At 59.1% G+C, this 20,563-nt stretch carries 26 protein-coding genes; 18 read left to right on the top strand and 8 right to left on the bottom strand.

Going from position 1 to position 20,563, the window contains the following annotated elements:
* Positions 1 to 222: 222 nt before the first annotated feature.
* Entirely contained in the window at positions 223 to 531 is a 309-nt protein-coding gene (locus HY17_RS13885; protein WP_081813166.1) for a helix-turn-helix domain-containing protein, read from the bottom strand.
* Positions 532 to 627: 96 nt separating this feature from the next.
* Here HY17_RS13885 and HY17_RS20635 point away from each other — a divergent pair, with 96 nt between their 5' ends.
* The 3 genes from HY17_RS20635 to HY17_RS13875 all read left to right on the top strand — a co-directional run bounded on the left by HY17_RS20635 (position 628) and on the right by HY17_RS13875 (position 2,852).
* A complete protein-coding gene (locus HY17_RS20635) occupies positions 628 to 750 on the top strand; it encodes a hypothetical protein (protein ID WP_255342771.1) in 123 nt (40 codons plus the stop codon).
* A 56-nt stretch (positions 751 to 806) separates the two neighbouring features.
* Entirely contained in the window at positions 807 to 1,187 is a 381-nt protein-coding gene (locus HY17_RS13880) for a glycine zipper family protein (RefSeq protein WP_034767478.1), read from the top strand.
* 390 nt (positions 1,188 to 1,577) lie between these two features.
* A complete protein-coding gene (locus tag HY17_RS13875; RefSeq protein ID WP_034767476.1) occupies positions 1,578 to 2,852 on the top strand; it encodes a site-specific integrase in 1,275 nt (424 codons plus the stop codon).
* Here the strand turns inward: HY17_RS13875 and HY17_RS13870 are convergent.
* The 4 genes from HY17_RS13870 to HY17_RS13855 all read right to left on the bottom strand — a co-directional run bounded on the left by HY17_RS13870 (position 2,849) and on the right by HY17_RS13855 (position 6,125).
* Complete coding sequence (locus HY17_RS13870; RefSeq protein ID WP_034767474.1) at positions 2,849 to 4,396, bottom strand: Fic family protein; 1,548 nt, start codon at positions 4,394 to 4,396, stop codon at positions 2,849 to 2,851. The two genes, HY17_RS13875 and HY17_RS13870, sit on opposite strands and share 4 nt — an antisense overlap.
* Before the next feature lie 221 nt (positions 4,397 to 4,617).
* Positions 4,618 to 5,022: an AlpA family transcriptional regulator gene (locus tag HY17_RS13865; protein ID WP_034767471.1), complete on the bottom strand. Its 405-nt coding sequence runs from the start codon at positions 5,020 to 5,022 to the stop codon at positions 4,618 to 4,620.
* A gap of 30 nt (positions 5,023 to 5,052) precedes the next feature.
* The gene (locus HY17_RS13860; protein WP_034767469.1) at positions 5,053 to 5,298 is read right to left on the bottom strand and encodes a DUF2274 domain-containing protein; all 246 of its coding nucleotides are present in this window, start codon (positions 5,296 to 5,298) and stop codon (positions 5,053 to 5,055) included.
* Entirely contained in the window at positions 5,295 to 6,125 is an 831-nt protein-coding gene (locus HY17_RS13855) for a hypothetical protein (protein ID WP_051600115.1), read from the bottom strand. Before HY17_RS13855 ends, HY17_RS13860 begins: the two co-directional genes overlap by 4 nt.
* Before the next feature lie 44 nt (positions 6,126 to 6,169).
* Between HY17_RS13855 and HY17_RS13850 the strand changes: the two genes are divergently transcribed.
* Together HY17_RS13850 and HY17_RS13845 are read left to right on the top strand one after the other, a co-directional pair.
* Positions 6,170 to 6,619: a GNAT family acetyltransferase gene (locus tag HY17_RS13850; RefSeq protein WP_034767466.1), complete on the top strand. Its 450-nt coding sequence runs from the start codon at positions 6,170 to 6,172 to the stop codon at positions 6,617 to 6,619.
* Between the two features lie 288 nt (positions 6,620 to 6,907).
* On the top strand, positions 6,908 to 7,615 hold the full coding sequence (locus HY17_RS13845) for an SOS response-associated peptidase family protein (protein WP_034767464.1): 708 nt from the start codon (positions 6,908 to 6,910) through the stop codon (positions 7,613 to 7,615).
* 6 nt (positions 7,616 to 7,621) lie between these two features.
* Here the strand turns inward: HY17_RS13845 and HY17_RS19575 are convergent, their stop codons facing one another.
* A complete protein-coding gene (locus tag HY17_RS19575; protein ID WP_081813161.1) occupies positions 7,622 to 8,431 on the bottom strand; it encodes a DNA -binding domain-containing protein in 810 nt (269 codons plus the stop codon).
* A gap of 211 nt (positions 8,432 to 8,642) precedes the next feature.
* On the opposite strand from HY17_RS19575, the gene HY17_RS20405 reads away from it, so the two are divergent.
* Complete coding sequence (locus tag HY17_RS20405; protein WP_051600113.1) at positions 8,643 to 9,035, top strand: helix-turn-helix domain-containing protein; 393 nt, start codon at positions 8,643 to 8,645, stop codon at positions 9,033 to 9,035.
* A gap of 75 nt (positions 9,036 to 9,110) precedes the next feature.
* Here the strand turns inward: HY17_RS20405 and HY17_RS13830 are convergent, their stop codons facing one another.
* Positions 9,111 to 9,455, bottom strand: a complete 345-nt coding sequence (locus HY17_RS13830; RefSeq protein WP_034767460.1) for a helix-turn-helix domain-containing protein — start codon at positions 9,453 to 9,455, stop codon at positions 9,111 to 9,113.
* A 206-nt stretch (positions 9,456 to 9,661) separates the two neighbouring features.
* Between HY17_RS13830 and HY17_RS19565 the strand changes: the two genes are divergently transcribed.
* Both HY17_RS19565 and HY17_RS13820 read left to right on the top strand, forming a co-directional pair.
* Entirely contained in the window at positions 9,662 to 10,360 is a 699-nt protein-coding gene (locus HY17_RS19565) for an RNA polymerase sigma factor (protein ID WP_197020287.1), read from the top strand.
* Between the two features lie 8 nt (positions 10,361 to 10,368).
* Positions 10,369 to 11,376, top strand: a complete 1,008-nt coding sequence (locus tag HY17_RS13820; protein WP_139068886.1) for a FecR domain-containing protein — start codon at positions 10,369 to 10,371, stop codon at positions 11,374 to 11,376.
* 368 nt (positions 11,377 to 11,744) lie between these two features.
* Here HY17_RS13820 and HY17_RS13815 read toward each other — a convergent pair whose 3' ends face one another.
* On the bottom strand, positions 11,745 to 12,860 hold the full coding sequence (locus tag HY17_RS13815) for a ferritin-like domain-containing protein (protein ID WP_034767456.1): 1,116 nt from the start codon (positions 12,858 to 12,860) through the stop codon (positions 11,745 to 11,747).
* 204 nt (positions 12,861 to 13,064) lie between these two features.
* On the opposite strand from HY17_RS13815, the gene HY17_RS13810 reads away from it, so the two are divergent.
* From HY17_RS13810 to HY17_RS13765, 10 genes are all read left to right on the top strand, one after another.
* The gene (locus tag HY17_RS13810) at positions 13,065 to 13,871 is read left to right on the top strand and encodes a TetR/AcrR family transcriptional regulator (RefSeq protein ID WP_139068887.1); all 807 of its coding nucleotides are present in this window, start codon (positions 13,065 to 13,067) and stop codon (positions 13,869 to 13,871) included.
* Between the two features lie 687 nt (positions 13,872 to 14,558).
* Positions 14,559 to 15,089 (top strand): SCP2 domain-containing protein, encoded by a 531-nt coding sequence (locus HY17_RS20630; protein ID WP_051600111.1) that lies wholly within the window; start codon positions 14,559 to 14,561, stop codon positions 15,087 to 15,089.
* Positions 15,086 to 16,084, top strand: coding sequence for a peptidase U32 family protein (locus tag HY17_RS13800; protein ID WP_034767452.1), 999 nt, complete (start codon positions 15,086 to 15,088; stop codon positions 16,082 to 16,084). Before HY17_RS20630 ends, HY17_RS13800 begins: the two co-directional genes overlap by 4 nt.
* A 5-nt stretch (positions 16,085 to 16,089) precedes the next feature.
* Complete coding sequence (locus HY17_RS13795) at positions 16,090 to 16,995, top strand: U32 family peptidase (protein ID WP_233348806.1); 906 nt, start codon at positions 16,090 to 16,092, stop codon at positions 16,993 to 16,995.
* Between the two features lie 108 nt (positions 16,996 to 17,103).
* Positions 17,104 to 17,343 (top strand): MoaD/ThiS family protein, encoded by a 240-nt coding sequence (locus HY17_RS13790; RefSeq protein ID WP_034767451.1) that lies wholly within the window; start codon positions 17,104 to 17,106, stop codon positions 17,341 to 17,343.
* Between the two features lie 8 nt (positions 17,344 to 17,351).
* Positions 17,352 to 17,840 (top strand): membrane protein, encoded by a 489-nt coding sequence (locus HY17_RS13785; protein ID WP_034767450.1) that lies wholly within the window; start codon positions 17,352 to 17,354, stop codon positions 17,838 to 17,840.
* On the top strand, positions 17,837 to 18,334 hold the full coding sequence (locus HY17_RS13780; protein ID WP_034767449.1) for a molybdenum cofactor biosynthesis protein MoaE: 498 nt from the start codon (positions 17,837 to 17,839) through the stop codon (positions 18,332 to 18,334). Before HY17_RS13785 ends, HY17_RS13780 begins: the two co-directional genes overlap by 4 nt.
* Positions 18,312 to 18,857, top strand: coding sequence for a molybdenum cofactor biosynthesis protein B (gene moaB, locus HY17_RS13775; protein WP_034767447.1), 546 nt, complete (start codon positions 18,312 to 18,314; stop codon positions 18,855 to 18,857). Before HY17_RS13780 ends, moaB begins: the two co-directional genes overlap by 23 nt.
* On the top strand, positions 18,854 to 19,342 hold the full coding sequence (moaC, locus tag HY17_RS13770; protein ID WP_034767445.1) for a cyclic pyranopterin monophosphate synthase MoaC: 489 nt from the start codon (positions 18,854 to 18,856) through the stop codon (positions 19,340 to 19,342). The genes moaB and moaC overlap by 4 nt, the downstream gene beginning before the upstream one ends.
* Positions 19,339 to 20,523 (top strand): molybdopterin molybdotransferase MoeA, encoded by a 1,185-nt coding sequence (locus tag HY17_RS13765; protein ID WP_034767444.1) that lies wholly within the window; start codon positions 19,339 to 19,341, stop codon positions 20,521 to 20,523. The genes moaC and HY17_RS13765 overlap by 4 nt, the downstream gene beginning before the upstream one ends.
* Positions 20,524 to 20,563 lie beyond the last annotated feature (40 nt).

The following is a 20,563-nucleotide window of genomic DNA, read 5'->3' as shown; positions in this document are numbered from 1 at the left end:
CGGCGTCGCCGGGGTGCGGGAACTGCGCACAACCAAGTGAATGTGCTAAATGCCGAGTCCTGCCTGCATTCGGGCGTAATTGCCCAAAGCTGAGTGTTTCTTGTGCAATGCAAAACGCCGCGGGCGAGAACGGCGCGACTCGGGAATTAACCTTACGCTGCCTGTAGCGCGTGTTGCGCAATCGGGGGTTGCGCCATTGTCATTTGAGTCGAGCGGCAGGGGTTAGTCGGGCTTTTCGGGTGTCCGGTCCCAGCTTTTAGACCAGTCGCTGAGCTGCATCAGGAGGGTGCCCAGGTCCTTGCAGGATTGGGTCGGCTGGTAACCAGCGTCGCCAAGCTCCACCAGACCATTTTCACGCAACAGGGCAAGCCGCTGGTTCAGTACCGTCGGCGAGATCTGATCGCAGCGCTCTCGCAGGGCGCGGAATGTGAGCGGGGCGTCGCGCAATTCCCATATGATCCGCAATACCCACCTCTGACCAAGAATGTCGAGCAGGGCCATGATCGGGCGTTGTGCTTTTTTATCGCTCATTGGCATTTCAGCCCCTTGCGCTACGTAATAAGTAGCAATAAGTATCGCTACATAATATGTAGCAAGAAGGTGTTTGTCCAGTCCATAGGAGTTCAAATGACACGCAGTCCAGCTGCGCGTGCAGGTTCGCTCGCGCTCAATTCCGTCTCCGCAGGTCTGACCGGCGTGGTCGTTCTAATGATCTTCACCAGCCTGACGCTGGTGGAAGGCGCGATCTGATCCGTACCGGAACGAAGCTGTTCTTTTCAAAAATCAATTAAATTGGGAACTAAAACATGACACGTATTCAGCTCGTCACGCTGATCACCTCCGGCTTTGCCCTGGCGGCCTGCGCCAGTTCCGGTGCGAGCTATGAACCAGTGGCCGATGGTCCGACCGATGTGACCTATGCTGCGGACCTGGAAGCTTGCCAGGCTGTTGCGACTGACCGCAGCTATATCAACGGTGACACGCGGAACAACGCAATGATCGGCGCAGGTCTCGGCATGCTGGCCGGGATCGCAGACGATGACGTGAACGACACGGAAGGGGCCATTGCGGGCGCGATTGTCGGAGCAGTTGCCGGTGCCGGCGCAACGATGGTCGAAACGCGTGATGAGCGCCGGGACATCGTAATCGACTGCATGAAAGGCCGGGGCCACCCGGTTGTTGGCTAGTCCGATCAGGACGGGGCGCGTGGCGATGTATCCCCACGCTGCGCGTCCTTTTTGGGAGGACAGGAGCCTGGAGCGGGTGAAGGGAATCGAACCCTCGTCGTCAGCTTGGGAAGCTAATAGGGGTCAAATTCGCAAGTTGTTCATCTTGGATGAAAATGTATAATAATATAATAAAAACAAAGTTGTAAGTGCATTTCTGTCCTTCCCATTGTTGGGACAAGTTTCCTATTGATGCCCATGAATTCCGTCCGTTTTCTAGCTATTTTCTAGCTGGAATTTCGATCCATCCTTTTGTAAAATATAAGGATACTGAAAAAATTTATCTTCCAAATGGCATGCAAATCATAATTTTGCATAGATTTTTGGAAGAACCTATGAGGATTTGGGTAGGTGGCGAAGAGAGTTGGGGAACACCGCATCACAAAGCGGCTGGTGGACTCTGCCATCGCTGAGCACGGGAATCGCACGCGGATCTGGGACAGCGAGCAGAAGGGGTTTTGCCTCGTTGTCTATCCAACTGGGCGCAAGGTTTATGTCGTCGGCTATGGTTTCGGCGGCCGCTATCGCTGGTACACGATAGGGAAGCATGGCGATCCGTGGACGCCTGAAACCGCCCGAGACAAGGCGAAGGAAATCCTGGGTGAAGTAGCCAAGGGAAACGACCCATCAGCGCAGAAAGCCCTGGAGCGCGTTGAGCAGAAGATTGGCGCGCTAACTATCTCGAAGCTCATCGATCTCTATCTTGACCAAGGCCCGATCGACAAACCGGACAAGCGGGAGTCGAGTTGGGCAAATGACAAGAACTACCTCAACAACCATGCACGACGACTTCTGGGACGGATCACAGTCGGTGATCTGAGACCGCACCATATTTCCCGGTTCCAGAATGATGTTCTGACGGGCGTATCAGCAGAAATGGCAAGGGGGTCCGGCAGCAGGGTTCGTGGCGGGCGGGGGGCTGCATCGCACGCGGTGCGTTCCTTGTCGGCAATGCTCGGCTGGGCCGTGAAGCGCGAACTGGTCGAGTCCAATCCATGTCTGAAGATCAACAAGATACAGGATGGGGCTCGGGACCGTTATCTGACGACGAAAGAAGCCGAACGCATGTTCAAGGCGATCGATGCCTTGTTGGAGGAAGGCGAGATCACTCAGGATCAGGTTGATTGCCTGGAGCTGATTTTTCTGACAGCTGCACGCGCCTCCGAGATCAAGGCGCTCCAATGGAAAGAGGTCGACCTGGAGCGGCGTATTCTCAAGCTTCCGCCACTCCGCCACAAGACGGGCGGTGTAAAGAAGTACAAGTCTTTGCCCCTGTCGGCGCGATGCGTAGAGATCCTGACGCGCCGCAGCGAAGAAGCTGATGAGGAGGCGGAGTATGTTTTCCCGTCTTCAAGAAGTGGCTCTGATCACATCAAGCGCATCAGCCATACCTGGGAGAAGATCGCTGCGCGCGCGAAGATCAAGGACTTCAGAGTACATGATTTCCGTCACGCCTATGCGTCCTTCGCAATCAATGCCGGCGAGTCGCTGAAGATGATTGGCGCGAATCTTGGGCACCAGCGGGCCTCTACCACGGAGCGTTATGCTCACCTGCTCGTCGATTCCCAACGGCCCGTGGCAGATGGAGTCGAGGCTGCCTATGCGTTCGCGCGCAAGCGAGCTTAAGGGGCGACTGGAGGGAAGGCGTCTGCATAGACCGCCTCGGCCCAGACCGCTTCCTCAGGCGTCAGAGCAGCAAACTCATTCTCTCGCGCGCGCTGGGACAAGGTGCCATTGTTCTGCTTGAGAAATCGAAATAACAGATCGAGGCGGGCATCAGGAAGAGCGAGCCTTTGTTCAATGCGTGTCTTGAACTGATCGTAGCGTTCAAGGAACAGCAGCTCTTCCGGAAGGTCCCTTTCGATCGTCTGGGCGACGCATTCGAACAGGAACTGGACGTGCGGTGTGGCGTCGAAGTAGCGGTAGAAATCAGCCGTCTCATTCAAGACTTCGACATTATGGGTCTCTGTTTCCCGCCACCGAATGAAGGGCAGGATACGTTCTGAATGGGAGCGGAGTGTATCCCGATATTCGATGATGCGTGACAGAAACGCACTCGATACAGGGAAGACGAGTCCGGGCGGATTGAATCCTGAGGAAGCGAGTTGATGGTGGATCAGGTATCGATGGATGCGCCCGTTACCGTCTTCGAACGGATGGATATAGACAAATCCAAATGCAATCAGCGCTGCTGCAACGACCGGATTGAGGCCGGACGAGTCTGTATTTGCAAAATCGAGCAACCCCGCCATGAGCGCCTGAAGGTCTTCAGCCCGAGCGCTGATATGTTCAGGCAGGGGCGAGCCGCTGTGGCGATCACGTTCTCCGACAAATCCTCCCTCGTTGCGGTAGCCCATTCGCATGAAGCGGGCGTCTGGAATGACGATCCTCTGCAGGCGGCAGAGTTCTTCGTGACTTAGGCGATTGCGTCCCGCCTGGGCGATGGCCTGTCCCCAGCTCTGCAGGCGGTCCTGTGGCGGGTTTTCGCCCTCAATGGCAAAGGACGATCGGGAGTCGGCGAGCAGCAGGAAGGCCGCCGCCCGGGCAACAAGGTCATTGCCGATTGGCCGGATAATTGCTGCCGCCTCGCCTGCAAGGTCGCGTTCGAGAAATGCCTTGATTGGCGGTGTGAGTGTGACCAGCGGACAATAGTCCGCTGACCCCGGCAAATTGTTCCGGACCTTATGGCGCTGCGAATTGGTCCCACGGCACGCAATCTGAATGTCCGGGTTCAGCGCATTTGTGTAACCTACGGCGCCAGCATCAGGCAGGTCGAGCGTGGTGCCGGTCAGCCATTCAAAGAAGAACCAGGCGCGCCTTGCATACTGGCCGTTCGGACTGGCGCGAACCATGTCTTCGACCGGGGCTGCCCCGGTTTTCTGGAAGAGAGCTTTCAGGATCAACAGGTCCACGGGCTCATAGCGGAGCGCGAAGGTCAGATGTCCGGCGAAACCTGGATCCGGCAGATGGCGCGGAGAATAGAGCTGCCAGCCATCTGCAGTCATCTCTGCAAAGCTAGGCTTTGCTCCACTCAGCACGCGTGGGAGCGGGATATCGAGGTCGAAGGCGTGGATCAGGGCCGCATATCCACACAGCCGCACACCTTCGGGAACGTGCCGGTCGCGAAAAACCCTCAAATCGGGCGAAAAATCATAGTTTTCGTCGGGCACGATGAAAAACCCTCAAAACACAAATCTAATCTAGTTGTATTCTTCCCGAAAAACACTCACAAAATACGAATAATGTTCAAAATATCGACAAACTGCGAAAAGTGATCAAAAATTGAGTGTAAGCGAGGTCGCCGATGAGGTCTTCGAGACCTAACCGATCCCCGCCCATTAATAAGCTTGTAGCCTGCTTTTCCGGCGCAAAAAGCAGGTTAAAGGCTGTTTTATTCCTCGGAGGTCGACTGAATCTGACGGTCAGACAGGTAGGCGTCTACATCCCGGACTTTGTAATAAACTGACCGCGAGCCGAGCTTGATGTAAGGCGGACCGTCGCCCTTGCACCGCATTTTCGCGAGGGTTGAGACCGAAAGCTTCATTCGGAGGCTGGCTTCCTTCGGGTCCACGAGATCGTCATCTCCATGGCTCGACCAGTGCGGTACATCCTCAGAAACTTTGTGGTTGTTTGCGACCTGGTTCCGGCGGGCAAGTGCGCTTTCGACAAGATCGATCAGCACATATTCGGAAGGTTTGCCGAGACGCCGTGCGAGCGAACCTACACGTTCACGCAGTGTGTCCGGAAAGACGTCGAGCGGGTTGCCGGTCCCGATTGGGATATTCTCGTGGCGCATGCTTAAGTTCCTTCACTTATGGCGAATTGATCAGCCGGTGGAACGGGAGATGTCGGGGAGGCTGCGGCGTGCCTTCCGGAACCCGCTATCGCTCGCGAGAAACGCTTCGAGCATGTGAGGGACGAGCACGGGTACGGCAGCGTCTTCGCCATGAAGCTGGCTGTGAACCCGCGCATAGTCTTCAAGCTCAGCGGCGAGGGATGGTTCGATCAGAACGGTCAGTTTCTGCGGTGTCTTGTCCGGCAGTGGACCGATCTTCAGACTGGTCTTGCTCATTTGTCCTGCATCAGCGCGTCCATTTCGAAGCAGAGCATGTCGCCGGTTTCGAGGTTATCTTCATCGGCATCGAGCAGCGCGCCATAGGGCCCGGCCAGCGTGTAGGGTTCGAGCGCCTGCCGGAGGTCCGGCATCTGGAGGAGGGCCGCGAGACCCGTCAGCGTGCGCTGGGAGACGGGTGCTGCACCAAGGCTCTGGAGCGCCGTCCAGACAGCCTGCTTCACCTCCGGCGTCACCGTGACACCTTCCTGCTCGATCAGCCCCAACACCCAGGCCTGCGCTGCAGCGAGCCTTGCTTCGCCAGCGACGTCTCTCAAGGGTTGGAAGGCGAGGTCGCCGTCGAGACCAAGGTCGTACCAGGTGCCGCCCAGCGCGAGCGTCGCGCAGCGCGCCGATGCGCCCTTGTCGAAAATGAAGACCTGGGCTTGTTCATAGCGGCGGAACTGCAGCGCCAGAAGCGACAGGAGAACTGACTTGCCGGCCCCGGTTGGTCCGATCACCATCATGTGGCCGACATCGCCCTGATGCGTGACCAGACGGAATGGCGTCGAACTGGCAGAGCGCGCCATCAGGAGCGGCGGGCCGGAGAGATGCGCATTGCGCTCCGGCCCGGCCCAGAGTGAAGACAGCGGCGCCATATGGGCAAGGTTGATCGTGTTCAGGAGCGGCTGGCGGACATTGGCATAGGCCTCGCCCGGCAGCGTGCCCAGCCAGGCTTCGATGGCGTTGACGCTTTCAGGGACGCAGGTGAACCCGCGCCCGCGGATCACGCGCTCGACGGCGCGGATCTGGTCCTCGGCAATCGAGGCATCTTCATGCCGGACCACAATCGCCGTCGTGCAGTAGCCGAATCTTCCAGTCTCGAACCGTCATGACGATGCATGTAAGAGATTTCCGCGAAGCCGACCGGCGTGCGCTAACCGGGCTCTGGGAGGCCTGCGGGCTGACCCGGCCCTGGAACGACCCGAATGCCGATATCGACCGGGCGGTTGCCGCTCGGGAAGCGACCATCCTTGTCGGATATGCCGGAGACCAGCTGATCGGCAGCGTCATGGCAGGGCATGATGGCCATCGCGGATGGGTCTATTACCTTGCGGTCGATCCGGCACACCAGGGGCGCGGGGCAGGCCGGGAGCTGATGGAGGAAGCGGGCCTCTGGCTTGCGTCGCGCGGCGCCCCGAAACTTGAACTCATGGTACGCGACGGCAACGACCGCGCCGCCAAATTCTACGAATCCCTCGGGTTTGAACGCCAACAGGTGACCGTTTACGGCAAATGGCTGAAAGTCCCGTCTGAGGCGTCGACAAGGAAAGCCTCCTGACACAATAGAGATGCCACGCGCCCGCGACCCCTCTGGCCGCAAGGCCAGTGGGAAGCGCGCGGCGCGGCCCCGGCCGGCGAGCCCCCGGAGCGCCGGCGCGCCCAAACGGGCGGGCCGGTGACCGGAGACGAGCCGGGCCAGTCGAATGCCACATGGACCCTGTGGGCTCTCGCCGCCTGGACAGCCCCGCGTGAGCGGGCCGGGGAGAGGCTCCGATGCGGTCGCCAGTACGGCACGAGCACACCGCAATAGTTGAGGAATCCCCCGAAAAGGGTCACGCTTGAGGTCATGTGCGGCAAGTTCTCATACATGGCCACCTGGGCAGAGGTCGTCAGCTTCTCCGAACCCCTGACGGCGCGTTCGAGTAACGCGCCAGAGGAGGTGGCGACGCCCATGCGGTTTGCGCCCGTCATGCACCTCGATGAGGCAGGGCAGCGGACCGTGACGCCCATGCGATGGGGCTTCACGAAGCAAAGGCAGGGACGTGCCTGGCCCGACCATATTCATGCGCGTGACGACAAGCTGCTGACATCGCGCCTCTGGAAACCGCATTTCGAAGCGCGCCGCGGCGTCCTCGTCGTCAGTAGTTTCAATGAAGGCGAAGAGGTGCCGACGTTCAGACCGGACCGGGTCACGCCCACCGGGAACACGAGGACCGTCCAGTGGACCATCCGCCCGAAGGACGGATCCCGCCTGGCAATCGCGGTCATTTACCGGATGGTTCAGGCCCCGGAAGGAGAGATCGCCGAATTCGTCATGTGCACGACAACGGCCAACAGGGGGATCTCCAGATTCGTCACCGGGGATCCGGACCAGCGCATGCCAGCCGTTCTGAAGGAAGAAAACCTCGCCGTCTGGCTGGGGCAGACCGGCGCAAGTCCGGAAGAGCTTCGAGCCTGCCTTTCTCCGTATGAAGATGAAGGCGCCTGGTCGATGGCCCCGGAAGACCGCCGGAAAAGTCCCATCGCCAAATCGGCGCAAGGCGACTTGTTCTGAAGCATGTCAGGCCAGCAGCGCCCTGTAGCCGCCTGACACAAGGTCCCGCCCACGGGCGCGTGCCCGGCGGATCTCATCCTTCATCGACCGGCCGGGCCCTGCCCAGGCTTCATCCACCCGCGCCTTGCCATAAATAATCTCGGCAGTCTCCCGGACGGACAGTCCCGCGATCTGGCAATCATGCGCGACCAGCGCATTGCGCAGGGCAAGACTTGTCCGGCTCCACGGGACGGGTTCGTCCTGACCAGCTCCGTAAACACGCTGCGCTTCGTCCAGCATGCGCCAGCGGGAGGCGAAATTCGCCGTGCCCCGTATCAGGAAACCGAGCCGGACCGGCTCAGGAGACAGCATCGACATGCCCGTACACTGAACCTGCACCACATGGCCGTTGCCCTTGACCAGTATGTGCTCCCGCCCGGCCGTGTCGACCAAATGCACGATCTCGCACTGTTTCACCGTCCTCTCGTAGATCGAGCAGGCCTCGCCCGGACCTGCCGGGCTCACCTGGACCTGAACCTGCCGCGGAAACAGCGCCGAAGACCAGAAGGCGTTGGCTGAAAATCCGTCATGGCGCGGGTCCGGGAAGAAGGCGAGCCCCCAGCGTTCTGCCGCCATCTGGTCCGTGCGCGGGCGGACCAGGGTGATGCCATGGCAGGCGGTCCGGACCGATACCTCGTCCGGCCCATGAAGCGCGGCCTCTGCCAGGAAATCCTCATTGCGCCGGAGGAACTCCCATGCCCATCGGCTCCGGGACAAGGTCCGCGTATAATCGTACCGGTCGAGCACAGATTGTAACAAAACAGGGCAGTTCGACATGGCTTCATCCCCCCTGCAGAACTCCCTGCAAGATGGATTCCAAAAACAACCAAAAAGAGAAAGTAAGCCATGCCAAGGGAGAGCCCTGCTGACCCGAGCCAAAAAGACCCTCCGCACCCGTAAGCCGGATCAGGAGCCAATTTCCGACGATTCCGCCTCTATCCTTGTTTTCAACTTGTTGGCAATACTTGTGTCAAAAAGAGGTGGAGGAATGACGAAGAGGCGACAGACAGTGCCCCGGAAAAGCTCAAGGTCACCGACCGAGGTCGACAAGCAGGTCGGACGCAATGTCCGGCGCTACCGAAATGACATGCACATGACGTTGAACGAGCTAGGCGACCAGCTGGGCGTCAGCCAACAGCAGATCCAGAAATACGAGACAGGAGAGAGCCGCATCAGCGCCTCCATGGTCCTCGCCATCAGCGAAGTCCTGAATATCGGTATCGAGGACCTCTTCGTCGGCACCCGTAACCTGAAGAGAGCAAAAAAGACCCCCCTCGAAACTGCCCGCCGCGAATGCCAGATGTGGATCGACCGCGCCAGCTCCAGGGAAACCCTCCGTCAGATGGCGCGGGTCCTCAAGGCGATGTCACAGCAGGAATAGAGGCCTCTGACTATGGTTTGGACGGCTAGATCGGGCTGGAAGAAAACTCCCCTAATCAGTACGGAGAGTGCTCGATTATTTCTTCAGCGACTTGAGTGCTTCAATTTGCATTCGAGCTATTCGTAGCTGTTCTGCGGACAAAGAACGGATCAGGTCGATGATTTCGGACTCTTCGCGGATTCGGGATCGTGACTTGCGTCCGATGGAAGCAAATTCCAGGAAATCTGTGACCGGGACGCTAAGAGCTTCAGCAATCAACAATAGCGTTTCCAATGATGGAATCGCTTGTGCTCGTTCGAGGTTGCTCAAACTAGCCGGCGTTCTGTTGATGCGATCTGCCAATGCCTCTTGAGTGAGGCCTTTCGAGCGACGTGCGGCCCTAATTGCCGCCGCGATCTGTTCCCTTTGGGCATTGGTCATGCCCCAAGTTCACTTTAGCTAACCAAAACACCATAAAGTGGACTTTATGTTTTGACTGCGAATTGAACTCCACTTAAAGTTGGCAGCGAAATATCGAAAAAACTTAAAGTCTACAACGAATCAAATGCCACGGGTCGCCCGTGCCAGGTGCGAAGCATGGGAGCGGCTGCCGGGTAGGCAACGCCCCCAACAAGAGAATGTTCAAATTGCCAGATCAGACTCAGCCACTCTCCATCCAACCATCCTCGAAGTCCGCTTCGAACGATCGCGACTGGCGAGAACAGCTCCGGTCTGAATCAGAACCCTCCAGCCTCTTCCGCAAGTCCGGAAGTTCCATCGACTCCTCCCCACCCAATCCCATCCCCCTCCGCAACCCAGACCCCCTCAACCACATCTTTCGCCACCAATACGACCAGCTCGTCCGTTTCTGCCGCGCCCGGATCTCCAATCCGTCCGATGCCGAAGACCTCGTCCAGGACGCCTTCGTCTCCGTCCGCCGCGCCTATGCCGACAAGCCGGCAGAGGACCTCCGCGCGCTCCTCTTCACCACGGTGCGCAATCTCAGTGTCAATTACCTCAAATCCGGCCGCATCCGGCAGTCCCGGCAGTCGGAAGAGATCGGCGCGCTGGGAGACCGGCTCGCCTGCCAGCGCACACCAACCCCGGAGCAAATGGTCATGGACAGGGAACGGCTCGACATCGCCGAGCAAACCATCGCCGCCATGAAACCCCGCAAGCGGGACGCCCTTCGCCTCCACCGCTATGAGGGCCTGACCTATGACGAGATCGCCCGGCGCTTGTCAGTCTCTCCCACAACCGTCAAAACGGACATCGCAGAGGCGATTGCCGAGATCGCCGAAAACCTCTCCGGAGCTGCAAAGCGGTCTCTGGCAAAGGGTCAGTGAGCAAGGCGATGACGGACCAAACGGACGAGGTCAGGCGGCGGGAGACCGCCGCGCTCTGGTACACAGAGCTGCAGGACCCGGACGTCAGCCCCGACACCTGGGAGGCCTTCCTCGAATGGGAAATGGACCCCGCCAATGCCAGGGCCTATCACGAGATCGAATCCGCGATCGGCATCATCGACCGGACCAGTCTGAACAATTCCGAAACAAAAAACCCGGGCAGGGACCGCAAACCTGTCCTCCTGGCCCTGGCCGCCGCAGCCGCGGCATTCATCATCGGCGCAGCTACGCTCACACTCCAGTCCCCCAAACCCGGCCCCGCACCGCTGACCTATGCGACCGCCATCGGCGAGCAGGAAACCGTCACCCTGGAAGACGGATCCGTCCTCACGCTCAACACGAACACGACGCTCACCGTCAGCTATTCCAAAGCAGAGCGCCTGATCCACCTCACTGAAGGCGAAGCCCTGTTCGAGGTCGAACATTCCGACCGCCCCTTCCTGGTCGAAGCGGGCGGCACAATCACGCGTGCGCTCGGGACGGCGTTCAACGTGCGTGCCGATCAGGACACCATTTCCGTCATCTTGATCCAGGGTTCGGTCCGCGTCAGCCCGAGCCGGACGGAAGATAGCAAAGGGAAGGCGGGCGCGATGCCCGCAAAGACCCTGCAGGAGGGCATCGTCCTCAAGCCCGGCGACCGGCTCGACATGAAACCGGGCGCTGACCCCATCCTCTCCACCATCGACCCCACAATGGCCGGCAAATGGCGCGAAGGCCTCCTCCAGTTCGACAATGTAACGCTTGCCGAAGCCATCGCCGAAATGAACCGCTATTCCACAACCCAGCTTCGGATCGACGACGCATCCCTCGCATCGGAACGGATCAGCGGCACATTCCCGGCAGGCAAACAGGAAGAATTTGTCCAGAGCCTGGAACTCTACCTGCCGATCCAATACCGCCGCTCCGGGCAGGAAATTCATATTTCACGGACCGGGGGCGAGACCGGCGGACCATGATCGGCATACCCTCGAAGGTGGTCAGTTGCGGTTCCTCGACACTGTCCATGCGAGCGTCAGAATATTGAAGTGAAGCCGGAAAATTGTGACCTCGTCTCGTCTGATGTGGTTGCCGGTGTGTGAGTGTCCATCATTTCAAGACCGTGCATGGGGCGGGCGGAAACCGCTCAGGCGACAGGCGCCGGGCCGTCTCCCTGAAGCTTATCCAACACTTGAATGAGTTCCTGCTGCGTCGTGACGGAGCAATTCTCTCATTAAAATTCGGAATTTCCCTTTTCAACGCGATTGCTCGCTTCCTGCAGGATGGGGAGGAGCACCGGTCCTCTCTTGGGGGGAAGCAGACCGGCGCTCCTGAAGGACAGATGCGGCTATTCCGCTGCAGCAAGATCGATCTGTCCTGTCTCAAGGGGCCGCTCCAGGGCTGCCCAGTCTATCTCCGCATCGGTTGCTGCATTCTCATACTGCAACACGCCGAGCGCCTCGAATTTCGGCTTCACGCTTTCGGTCAGCAGGCCAACGCGTTTCAGGTTCGGGATCATCCGTTCAAAGAGGAAGTTCCTGAAGGCTTGCCCTCCGGAAGAATCGATGGATAGGCGGCGGGCTTCCTCGCGGTCGAAACCGAATTCCTCTTCCACCACGGTTGAGAACAGGCGTTCGCGCATGATGGCGCAGGCCTCATAGGCGAACTGGGCGCGTTCCTCGATTTCCTCTTCGCTCAGCGCCTTGATCCAGTCTTCCAGGTAATTGACCCCGAAGGCGACATGCCGGCCCTCGTCGCGCATGACCAGATGCAGGATCTGGCGCAGCAGCGGGTCGCGCGTTGTCTGCGACATCGTCTGGAAGGCGGCGAGTGCCAGCCCCTCGATCAAAACCTGCATGCCGATGAATTTCAGATCCCAGCGCGGGTCGGTCAGGATCTTGTCCAGCAGCAATTTGAGGCTGGGATTTACCGGGTATTCGACATTGCAGCGCGTACGCAGGTATTTGTTGAACACTTCCACATGGCGCGCCTCATCGAAGGTCTGCGAGGCGGCATAGAGCTTGGCGTCGTAGGTCGGCGCGCAGGAGACGAGCTGCGAAGCGACCATCATTGCACCCTGTTCGCCATGCAGGAACTGCGACAGCACCTGTGCCAGCGAGCGCCAGGCATATTCGTTGCGCTTCTCCTCGCTCATGGCGAGATAGATCGGGTGATCGTGGAATGGGTTCAGGCCTGCTTGCGAGGGACCTTCCGACTTGTCGAAATACACATCCCAGTCGACGTCCAGTTCAGCATTCCAGTTGAACCGTTTGCCGAGCTCATAGAGCCGCCGGATTTTGACGTTCGCGCTTTCATAATCCCAATTGTAGGAACCCGTCAGCGGCGTGTTGAAGATTTCCCGGACGATTTCGACATCTGCGGGGGTCAGCTTGTCCGCGAGTTCTCCTGGATCCTCGAACGTGCGAGACTGTGTTGGCGGGCCATCAACGAGACGTACTTTCATTTGGTTTTCCTCCCTATGCAGCACCAGCCTGCAAGTCTGTGCACGCAGGTCTTGGTCCAGACATGCGTACCATCTGGCGGGTAGGCGCCATATACGGAAAATGACGGATGCGTCATTTTTGCATAGTGCGAAACCGGGAAGATAGAAGTAGCTTTAAAATCTGTACAAGGAACAGGGATCGAGTCGCGAGCGACAAGTGCGCGATTGCTCATCGGTATCCATTGCCGGAGTTTCATATTGCCGGCTTGTTCCGGTTTGGCGGCGACTTGTGGTTTTCGCCAGGCGTGTTCCGGGTGGGGTGCCATCCTGTGCACAAGGAATGATGTCTCGGAGAGGACCGGTATGTATGTGGTCAGAAAATCCCAGGCGGAGCGGCGCGCAACGGCAGATCGCAAGCTTCTGACGGCGGCCTGCCGGATCATTTCGGAAAATGGACTTACGGCGCTGACATGTGAGGACGTCGGAAGACGTGCTGGGTATAGCCGGGGGCAAACCTATCAGCGGTTTGGCTCGAAGGAGGGACTACTTGTGGCGGCCGTCAGGCATGTGTCCGCCGAGCGGGCCCGGTTTGCCCGGTCGGTGCATACGCGCGTAGGCGACGGGGTCGACCGGCTGGTTGCGCATTGCCGCCTGCATCTCGATGCGCTCACGCATCAGGAAAAGATGAGGGCTTTCTTCCGGATCGCGTCCGGACCACTTCCGTCCATGCCGGATCTCGAGACGGCAGTGGTGGCGGCGAGACAGGTTTTTCTGGACGAAATTACTGCATTATTGAACCAGGCGAGCGAAGATGGTTCCCTTCGCTCCGAAACCGATATCGGGAGTGCTGCAGCAACGATCCGCGCGCTTCTGTGCGGGATTGCCCTCGAATGTCAGTCTGGTGGAGGACCGGGCACTTTCCCGAGTTCATTTGGCGGTGCGATAGAGTTTCTGCGCCGCGCATATTCATCGAAGGCATCGGGCCGTGGTGTAGGTCATGATGTCGTTTCAGGCCTCAATGTGCCGGTATGAGCACGGGAGGGGGAGGTCTCTCTTCCGAAACCTGAGCCGCTGCAAGTCTGGTATGGGAGACAAGTATCCGGATGCAACAAGGTGGCGGGAGGATGGACAATTGCGCAGCTACAGCAGCCCTCCATATCCCACAGGATGTCATTTCCAAGGATTGGCTGGGGATCCGTTTCGCCTGCGCTGATCCAGTCTGGTCGGTCCGGGAAGTCGGATGCTCTTTCGAATGTGATCATTGCCGGAATGGTGATCGGGCAGTGCATGAACCGACAGAGACCGGATGACTTGCCGCCGCAAACTGGCGCGGTGCCCCCAACGCATGAAACAGGAAGCCGGAGCTGGGAAGATAATGCCGCCAATACCGACCCGGCCCGAGCGCAGGCCAAATGCGCCGCAAGGACCAGCAATGCGTTGGGCCGGGAGCCACCGCCAAAACCGGCACTTGCGTAAAGACGGGCCGTGATCAGGAAGGCGGTGATCAGGAGCAGGGGCATACCACCGGGCGCTTCGATTATTCAGGCAAGAGCTGAATGCTGGATGTGCCTTCAGTCGCTTCATGCGAAATAAATTGCCCACTCAGTCTGAAAATACCTGCACCTGGCCTGATCAATGTCATGCGTTCCAAGGCCCTTGAGTCCTAAACACTATTTCTGAAGGTGGAGATCCAGCGGGAATAGAGTGAAAGAGTCGACCATGCACTGGAGAGCCGGTCTTGATCCAAAGGGGGCGAAAATCGTCCGCGGCGCGGGTTCGCGTTTATCGTGCGTGCTCGTCCAACCGCTTCTTTCGCGTGTTGTCCGGCGGATCGGCGACAGACACCCGTCTGTCTTCGCGCGGCTTGGGATATACAAAAAAAGCGCTTTCCTGATCGACCCGGTCGAATTGCCGTTCGCGCTCCATTTGTGTCCCGATCCAGAGGCTCCCGCTTTCAGGGCCGTTCCGCGTGACAGCACCCCCCATGCTCAAGCCATGATCCGGGGCCGCTTCATGCTGCTGCTTGAACTCGTGGACTCCCAGCGGGATGGTGACGCCGCGTTCTTCTCTCGCGATCTGGAAGTCTCCGGTGACACCGAAGCCGTGGTGCGGCTCCGAAATGCACTCGATGATGTTGAAGGGTCGATCGCAGAAGAAGCAGCTGGAATTCTGGGCGCGCCGGGCCGGGCGATCCTGGCTCGGCTGAGGCGGGCTTACAAAAGCGAAGCAGAAGGATTTCAGCAGGCATGAGTCCCGGTGAACTGATCTGTCCTGCAGGGACACCTGCAGCATTGCGCACCGCCGTGGATGCAGGCGCAGACGCAGTCTACTGCGGCTTCCAGAACGCCACGAACGCGCGAAACTTTCCAGGCCTGAACTTCACGCCTGACGAACTGGCCGGCGCGGTGGCTCATGCCCACTCAAAAGCTTCGAAAGTACTTCTGGCACTCAACACATATCCGCCGGCAGGAAAGGTGGATCTGTGGAGAGCTGCGGCCGATACCGGCGCACGGTTGGGGGTTGATGCTTTCATTGTCGCCGACATGGGGGTGGCTGATTATATTGCACGTACATATCCAGATATAAGAATACATCTTTCCGTGCAGGCAGCCGCTTCGAGCCCGGAGGCGATCCGCTATTATTGTGAGAATTTCGGAGTGAAGCGGGTCGTGCTTCCCCGTATTCTGACAATTCCCGAGATCCGGTCCATTCGCAAAGAGATCCCCTGCGAGATCGAGACATTCATCTTCGGAAATCACGGCCTGATGGTTGAGGGAAGGTGCAGCCTCACCAATTATCTGACCGGACAATCGACAAATATGGATGGGGTCTGCTCGCCGGCCTCCGATGTGGAATTTGTTCGCCACGACGATGGGACGATGTCATCCAGGCTAGCAGGATTTGCGATTGATTGTTTCGGCTGCGGTGAAAAGGCCGGGTACCCGACAATCTGCAAAGGTCGGTATACGGTACCACACCGCTCCGATGCCTATTATGCCTTCGAGGAACCGGTCAGCCTCAATCTTGCGCGGCTCCTGCCCGAATTGATCGATGCAGGCGTGCATGCATTCAAGATAGAAGGCCGGCAGAGATCGAAGAGTTATGTGCGTAGTGTCGTATCTGCCTTCCGCGCTGCGGTGGATGATATCCGTGCGGGACGGCCTGCGAACATCACCGACCTCGTGGCTTTGACGGAAGGTCAAAAACAGACCCAGGGCGCATTCGCAACAAAGAAATGGCGGTGAGCAGCATGGCGAAACTGACACTCGGCCCGATCGCTTATCACTGGTCTGCCGAAACGCGCCGTGATTTCTATGCACGCATTGCCGATGAGGCGCCGCTGGATGAGGTCTATCTTGGAGAGGTGGTCTGTTCCAAGCGCGCGCCTTTTCACGAGCCTGACCTGCCGGATACGATCGAACGCCTGGAGCGAGGCGGCAAGAAGGTCATACTCTCTTCGCTCGCAGAGGTCATGTTGAAGCGTGAGCGCAAGGCGACTGAGGAATTGGTGGCGCTGGAAAGTCACGAAATTGAAATCAACAATGCGGCAGGCTTGCTCGCACGGGACAAGCGTCCACACCGTATCGGGCCGTTCATGAACGCTTACAATGAGGCGGCGATCACCTGGATGGCCGGGAGGGGGGCGAGACATGTCTGTCTGCCCACTGAAATGCCTGCCCAGTCCATCCGCGTTGCAGCGCAGGCGGCTCGTGAACTGGGACTTGGTGTTGAAGTTCAAGTGTTCGGCCGCGCCTCGCTTGCGGTGTCGGCACGGTGCTATCACGCGCGTGCGCATGGTCGCACCAAGGACAATTGCCAGTTTGTTTGCGAGCTTGATGCGGAAGGCATGCCATTGAGTACAGTGGACGGAAAACCAGTCCTGAGGGTGAATGGCATTCAGACCCAGTCAGAGAGCTATGTCTGCCTGCTGGCCGAAACCGGGCGGCTCGTGGCAGATGGCGTGTCGCATCTCCGGCTCATGCCGCAAGCGACCGATATGGTGGCGGTGGCGCAGGTGTTCCGGGCTGTCCTCGATGGCGCAATGCCAGGGCAAGAGGCAGGCGCGTCATTGCGGGACCTTTGCGGCGCGGCGCCTTTCAGTAATGGATTCTATCATGGAACGGCCGGTCATGAGTTCGTCGCCGAGGTTCGCTGACTTGGAGGATCTTCACCAAACCATTCTGCAGGGATTCGTTCAGGGCGATTTGCAGTCACACCGCGCCAATGCCCGTTCGCCCGCCTGAACCATGTATCGGAGGAAGTCATGAAAATTGCATTTTACGGACAGATTGAAAGACCATTTGGTGGCCCGGCAGAAATCTCTGTTCCAGAGAAGGGCGTAAGCGTTACGACGCTGCGTCGTCTCCTTGCAGCGCGCTATGAATCCGAAGCGATCCTTGAGCGAACCGTGCGCGCTGCCGTAAATGACGAAATCGTTCTTGATACACATATGGTGTATCCGGCTGATACGGTTGAGTTCATGAGCCCCGTTTCGGGCGGCTGAGACACCTCATGGATGATCTGACCCTCGCCCGCGCGATACATGTTACCGCGATTGTCCACTGGATTGGTGGCGTATCCTTCGTGACACTGGTCCTTCTGCCGGGTGTACGAAAGCTGGCGGCGCCCGAGGAGAGGGCGCTACTGTTCGAAAAGATTGAAGGCGCGTTTTCCTGGCAGGCGAAGATCTCCGTGACACTTGCCGGGCTGTCCGGCTTTTACATGACCCACCGCCTCGCGGCATGGAGCCGTTTTCTTGATCCCGCCTTCTGGTGGATGCATTCCATGGTCGCGGTCTGGCTCGTATTTACACTGGTTCTGTTTGTACTCGAACCGCTTCTCCTGCATCGCTGGTTTGCCGAACAGGGGCGGCGCAGGCCCATAGAGACGATGAAGCTGGTCTGGCGCGGTCATCTTGTCCTGCTGGCACTCAGCCTGGTTACTGTGATGGCATCGGTTCTGGGCGCCCATGGCGCATTGTATTGGGGGAACCACGCATGAATGACGCGCCGACAGAAACCATGGTTCGTTCCGAACTTGCCTTCACAAGGATAGATTCTGCCGCGTGGTTGCAGGAGCTGCGTGAACGCGGGGGTGGACATGGCGCACTGGTTTCCTTTGAGGGTGTTGTGCGTCCGGTCACCAAGCAGGGCGAGCCGCTGGACCGGCTGATTCTGGACCATCATCCGCGTATGACTGTGTCTTCGCTCGAAAGAATTGCGAGGGACGGTGCGGCACGGTTCGATATATGTGCGCTTTCGGTGGTTCACCGGGCCGGAGCCATGGCGCCCGGCGAGATTATCGTACTAGTCGGCGTGGCGAGCGATCATCGCCGGGCTGCGTTCCAGTGTGCCGACTATCTGATGGACCGATTGAAAACCGAGGCCGTGTTCTGGAAGCGCGAACAGGGGCCGTTCGGTGAGCGTTGGATCGAACCTACACAAAATGACACCGAAGACCGGGAGAGATGGAATGAAGAAAAAGCCGGGCATTGATGAAAGCCTTGAATTTTACCCGTTGAACATTGCCGTACTGACGGTGTCAGATTCGCGCACCGAAGAGACCGACACGTCCGGCGGGCTATTGATCGAGCGTGCAAAAGCGGCCGGTCACACCCTTGTTGACCGCTCCATTGTGAAAGACGAGGTCTCCGAAATCCGTGCAGTCGTCACGCGATGGATCGCCGATCCGGGGATCGATGTGGTGCTGACGACCGGCGGAACCGGCTTCTCCCCCCGGGATGTGACCCCGGAAGCCATCCGGCCTCTTTTCCGGCGCGAAATGGACGGCTTCTCGATTGTTTTTCATCAGGTCAGCCTTGGTACGGTCGGGGTATCCACACTGCAGTCGCGTGCTTTTGCCGGACAGGCAGGGGAGACTTTCATCTTTTGTGTGCCAGGCTCCACAGGTGCCTGCCGGGATGCCTGGGACAATGTGTTCGCACTGGAGTTGGACAGCCGGTTCAGGCCGTGTTCGCTGGTCGGGCAGATCGAACGGTATCGGGGGATCTGCCCATGACCGAACTGACCCACCTTGACGCGGAAGGCCGGGTGCAAATGGTGGATGTCGGCAACAAGGCTGCAAGCGTACGCCGTGCTGTCGCGAGCGGATGCGTGCAGTGTCAGACGGCAACGCTCGCAATGGTTCGAGAGGGGCGTACGCCCAAGGGCGCGGTGATCACAACCGCCGAACTTGCGGGCATCATGGCAGCGAAGCGTACGCATGAGCTGATCCCGCTTTGCCATCCGCTCGCGCTCAGCAAGGTCGCAGTCATCATTGAAATGGACAATGACCTGCCGGGGTTCCGGCTGACAGCTGAGGCGCGCCTGACCGGGCAAACTGGAGTCGAGATGGAGGCACTGACGGCAGTCAGTGTCGCAGCGTTGACACTCTATGACATGCTGAAAGCGGTCGATAAGGGGATCGTCATCCAGACGATCCGCCTGGATGAGAAGAGTGGCGGAAAGTCTGGTGGCTGGGCTTCGGGAAGCACAGTCTCATGATTGGATTTGAGGAGGCCCTGGCCGGGGTCAAAGCGGCTGCACATCCGCTGGGTTCCGAGCGTGTGCCTTTCGGGCAGGCGTCGGGGCAGGTTTTGGCGGAGCCGGTCTTTGCCCGCTTTGGCATGCCGCGCACAAATGTATCCGCGATGGATGGATATGCCGTGCGGGAGCGCGATCTCGGGGATCTTCCGTTCAGTCTGCCCGTTGCAGGAGAGAGTGCCGCGGGTGCCCCGCCCGGGCAGGTTCTGCCGGAGGGCGCCGCGTTCCGTATTTTTACCGGCGCTCCGGTGCCTGAAGGGGCAGATCGCGTCATCATTCAGGAGAATACCGAGCGAGACGCTGGAAGTGTGACCTTTGTCCGCCCTCACGGAGACGGCCGGAACATTCGGACAGCCGGGTCGGATTTCCAGGCTGGAGATGTGCTTGTCCCGGCGGGTGTGAAGCTGGACTGGCGGGCGCTGACGACGGCAGCAGCAGCGGATCAGGCGGAACTGTGCGTGTATCGCCGACCGCGTGTTGTCATCCTCGCCACGGGCGATGAACTCGCTGCCCCGGGAGAGGCGCAAGCCCGCGCGGGCGCGATTCCGGAGAGCGTTTCGCCTGGCATTGCCGCCTTTGTGAGCGAGCAGGGTGGTCTTTTGGTCCGCCGTGAACGCTTGCCGGACGAGCCGGAAGTCATGGCAAAAGCTGCCGCGCGCGCGCTGGAGGAGGCCGACCTTGTGATCATGATCGGCGGCGCGTCTGTCGGAGAACGCGATTTTTCCCGTTCCGTATTTGCCTCGGCTCCTGATTATGTGTTCCCGAAGGTTGCGATCAAGCCGGGCAAGCCTGTCTGGCTGGCCCATGTGGGCGAGCGGCTCGTGATGGGGCTGCCGGGAAATCCGACTTCGGCGCTCGTAACCGCGCGATTGTTCCTCGCGCCACTCCTTCAGGGGCTTGGCGGCGGTGACGTGGCGAAAGCCGTGACGTTCAAGCAAGGCATTTGCGCTGATCCGCTCCCGGCGTGTGGCGATCGTGAAACCTTCCTGCGTGCGCGACAGGCCGAGCATGGACTCATCCTGGCAGATTCGCAGGACTCCAGCAGCCAGAGGTCACTGGCCGTTTCTGATGCGCTCATTCGAAGACGGCCGGGCGCCGGAGCCGAGCCAGCCGGTGCAATGGTCACGTTCATGGTGTTCTGAGAGTTCCAAAACATGGAGATTCCGACGACAGGGAATGAGA

It is taken from the genome of Hyphomonas sp. CY54-11-8 (assembly GCF_000682735.1).
GTDB lineage: Bacteria > Pseudomonadota > Alphaproteobacteria > Caulobacterales > Hyphomonadaceae > Hyphomonas.
Note: the sequence above shows the minus strand (reverse complement) of the source record. Positions and strands in the feature narration are given on the sequence as shown.

Coding starts and splice junctions, on each gene's coding strand:
- HY17_RS13885 (WP_081813166.1), bottom strand. CDS start 531: ATGAGCGATAAAAAAGCACAACGCCCGATCATGGCCCTGCTCGACATT.
- HY17_RS20635 (WP_255342771.1), top strand. CDS start 628: ATGACACGCAGTCCAGCTGCGCGTGCAGGTTCGCTCGCGCTCAATTCC.
- HY17_RS13880 (WP_034767478.1), top strand. CDS start 807: ATGACACGTATTCAGCTCGTCACGCTGATCACCTCCGGCTTTGCCCTG.
- HY17_RS13865 (WP_034767471.1), bottom strand. CDS start 5,022: ATGCGCCACGAGAATATCCCAATCGGGACCGGCAACCCGCTCGACGTC.
- HY17_RS13860 (WP_034767469.1), bottom strand. CDS start 5,298: ATGAGCAAGACCAGTCTGAAGATCGGTCCACTGCCGGACAAGACACCG.
- HY17_RS13850 (WP_034767466.1), top strand. CDS start 6,170: ATGACGATGCATGTAAGAGATTTCCGCGAAGCCGACCGGCGTGCGCTA.
- HY17_RS13845 (WP_034767464.1), top strand. CDS start 6,908: ATGTGCGGCAAGTTCTCATACATGGCCACCTGGGCAGAGGTCGTCAGC.
- HY17_RS19575 (WP_081813161.1), bottom strand. CDS start 8,431: ATGTCGAACTGCCCTGTTTTGTTACAATCTGTGCTCGACCGGTACGAT.
- HY17_RS20405 (WP_051600113.1), top strand. CDS start 8,643: ATGACGAAGAGGCGACAGACAGTGCCCCGGAAAAGCTCAAGGTCACCG.
- HY17_RS13830 (WP_034767460.1), bottom strand. CDS start 9,455: ATGACCAATGCCCAAAGGGAACAGATCGCGGCGGCAATTAGGGCCGCA.
- HY17_RS13820 (WP_139068886.1), top strand. CDS start 10,369: ATGACGGACCAAACGGACGAGGTCAGGCGGCGGGAGACCGCCGCGCTC.
- HY17_RS13815 (WP_034767456.1), bottom strand. CDS start 12,860: ATGAAAGTACGTCTCGTTGATGGCCCGCCAACACAGTCTCGCACGTTC.
- HY17_RS20630 (WP_051600111.1), top strand. CDS start 14,559: ATGCACTGGAGAGCCGGTCTTGATCCAAAGGGGGCGAAAATCGTCCGC.
- HY17_RS13800 (WP_034767452.1), top strand. CDS start 15,086: ATGAGTCCCGGTGAACTGATCTGTCCTGCAGGGACACCTGCAGCATTG.
- HY17_RS13795 (WP_233348806.1), top strand. CDS start 16,090: ATGGCGAAACTGACACTCGGCCCGATCGCTTATCACTGGTCTGCCGAA.
- HY17_RS13790 (WP_034767451.1), top strand. CDS start 17,104: ATGAAAATTGCATTTTACGGACAGATTGAAAGACCATTTGGTGGCCCG.
- HY17_RS13785 (WP_034767450.1), top strand. CDS start 17,352: ATGGATGATCTGACCCTCGCCCGCGCGATACATGTTACCGCGATTGTC.
- HY17_RS13780 (WP_034767449.1), top strand. CDS start 17,837: ATGAATGACGCGCCGACAGAAACCATGGTTCGTTCCGAACTTGCCTTC.
- moaB (WP_034767447.1), top strand. CDS start 18,312: ATGAAGAAAAAGCCGGGCATTGATGAAAGCCTTGAATTTTACCCGTTG.
- moaC (WP_034767445.1), top strand. CDS start 18,854: ATGACCGAACTGACCCACCTTGACGCGGAAGGCCGGGTGCAAATGGTG.
- HY17_RS13765 (WP_034767444.1), top strand. CDS start 19,339: ATGATTGGATTTGAGGAGGCCCTGGCCGGGGTCAAAGCGGCTGCACAT.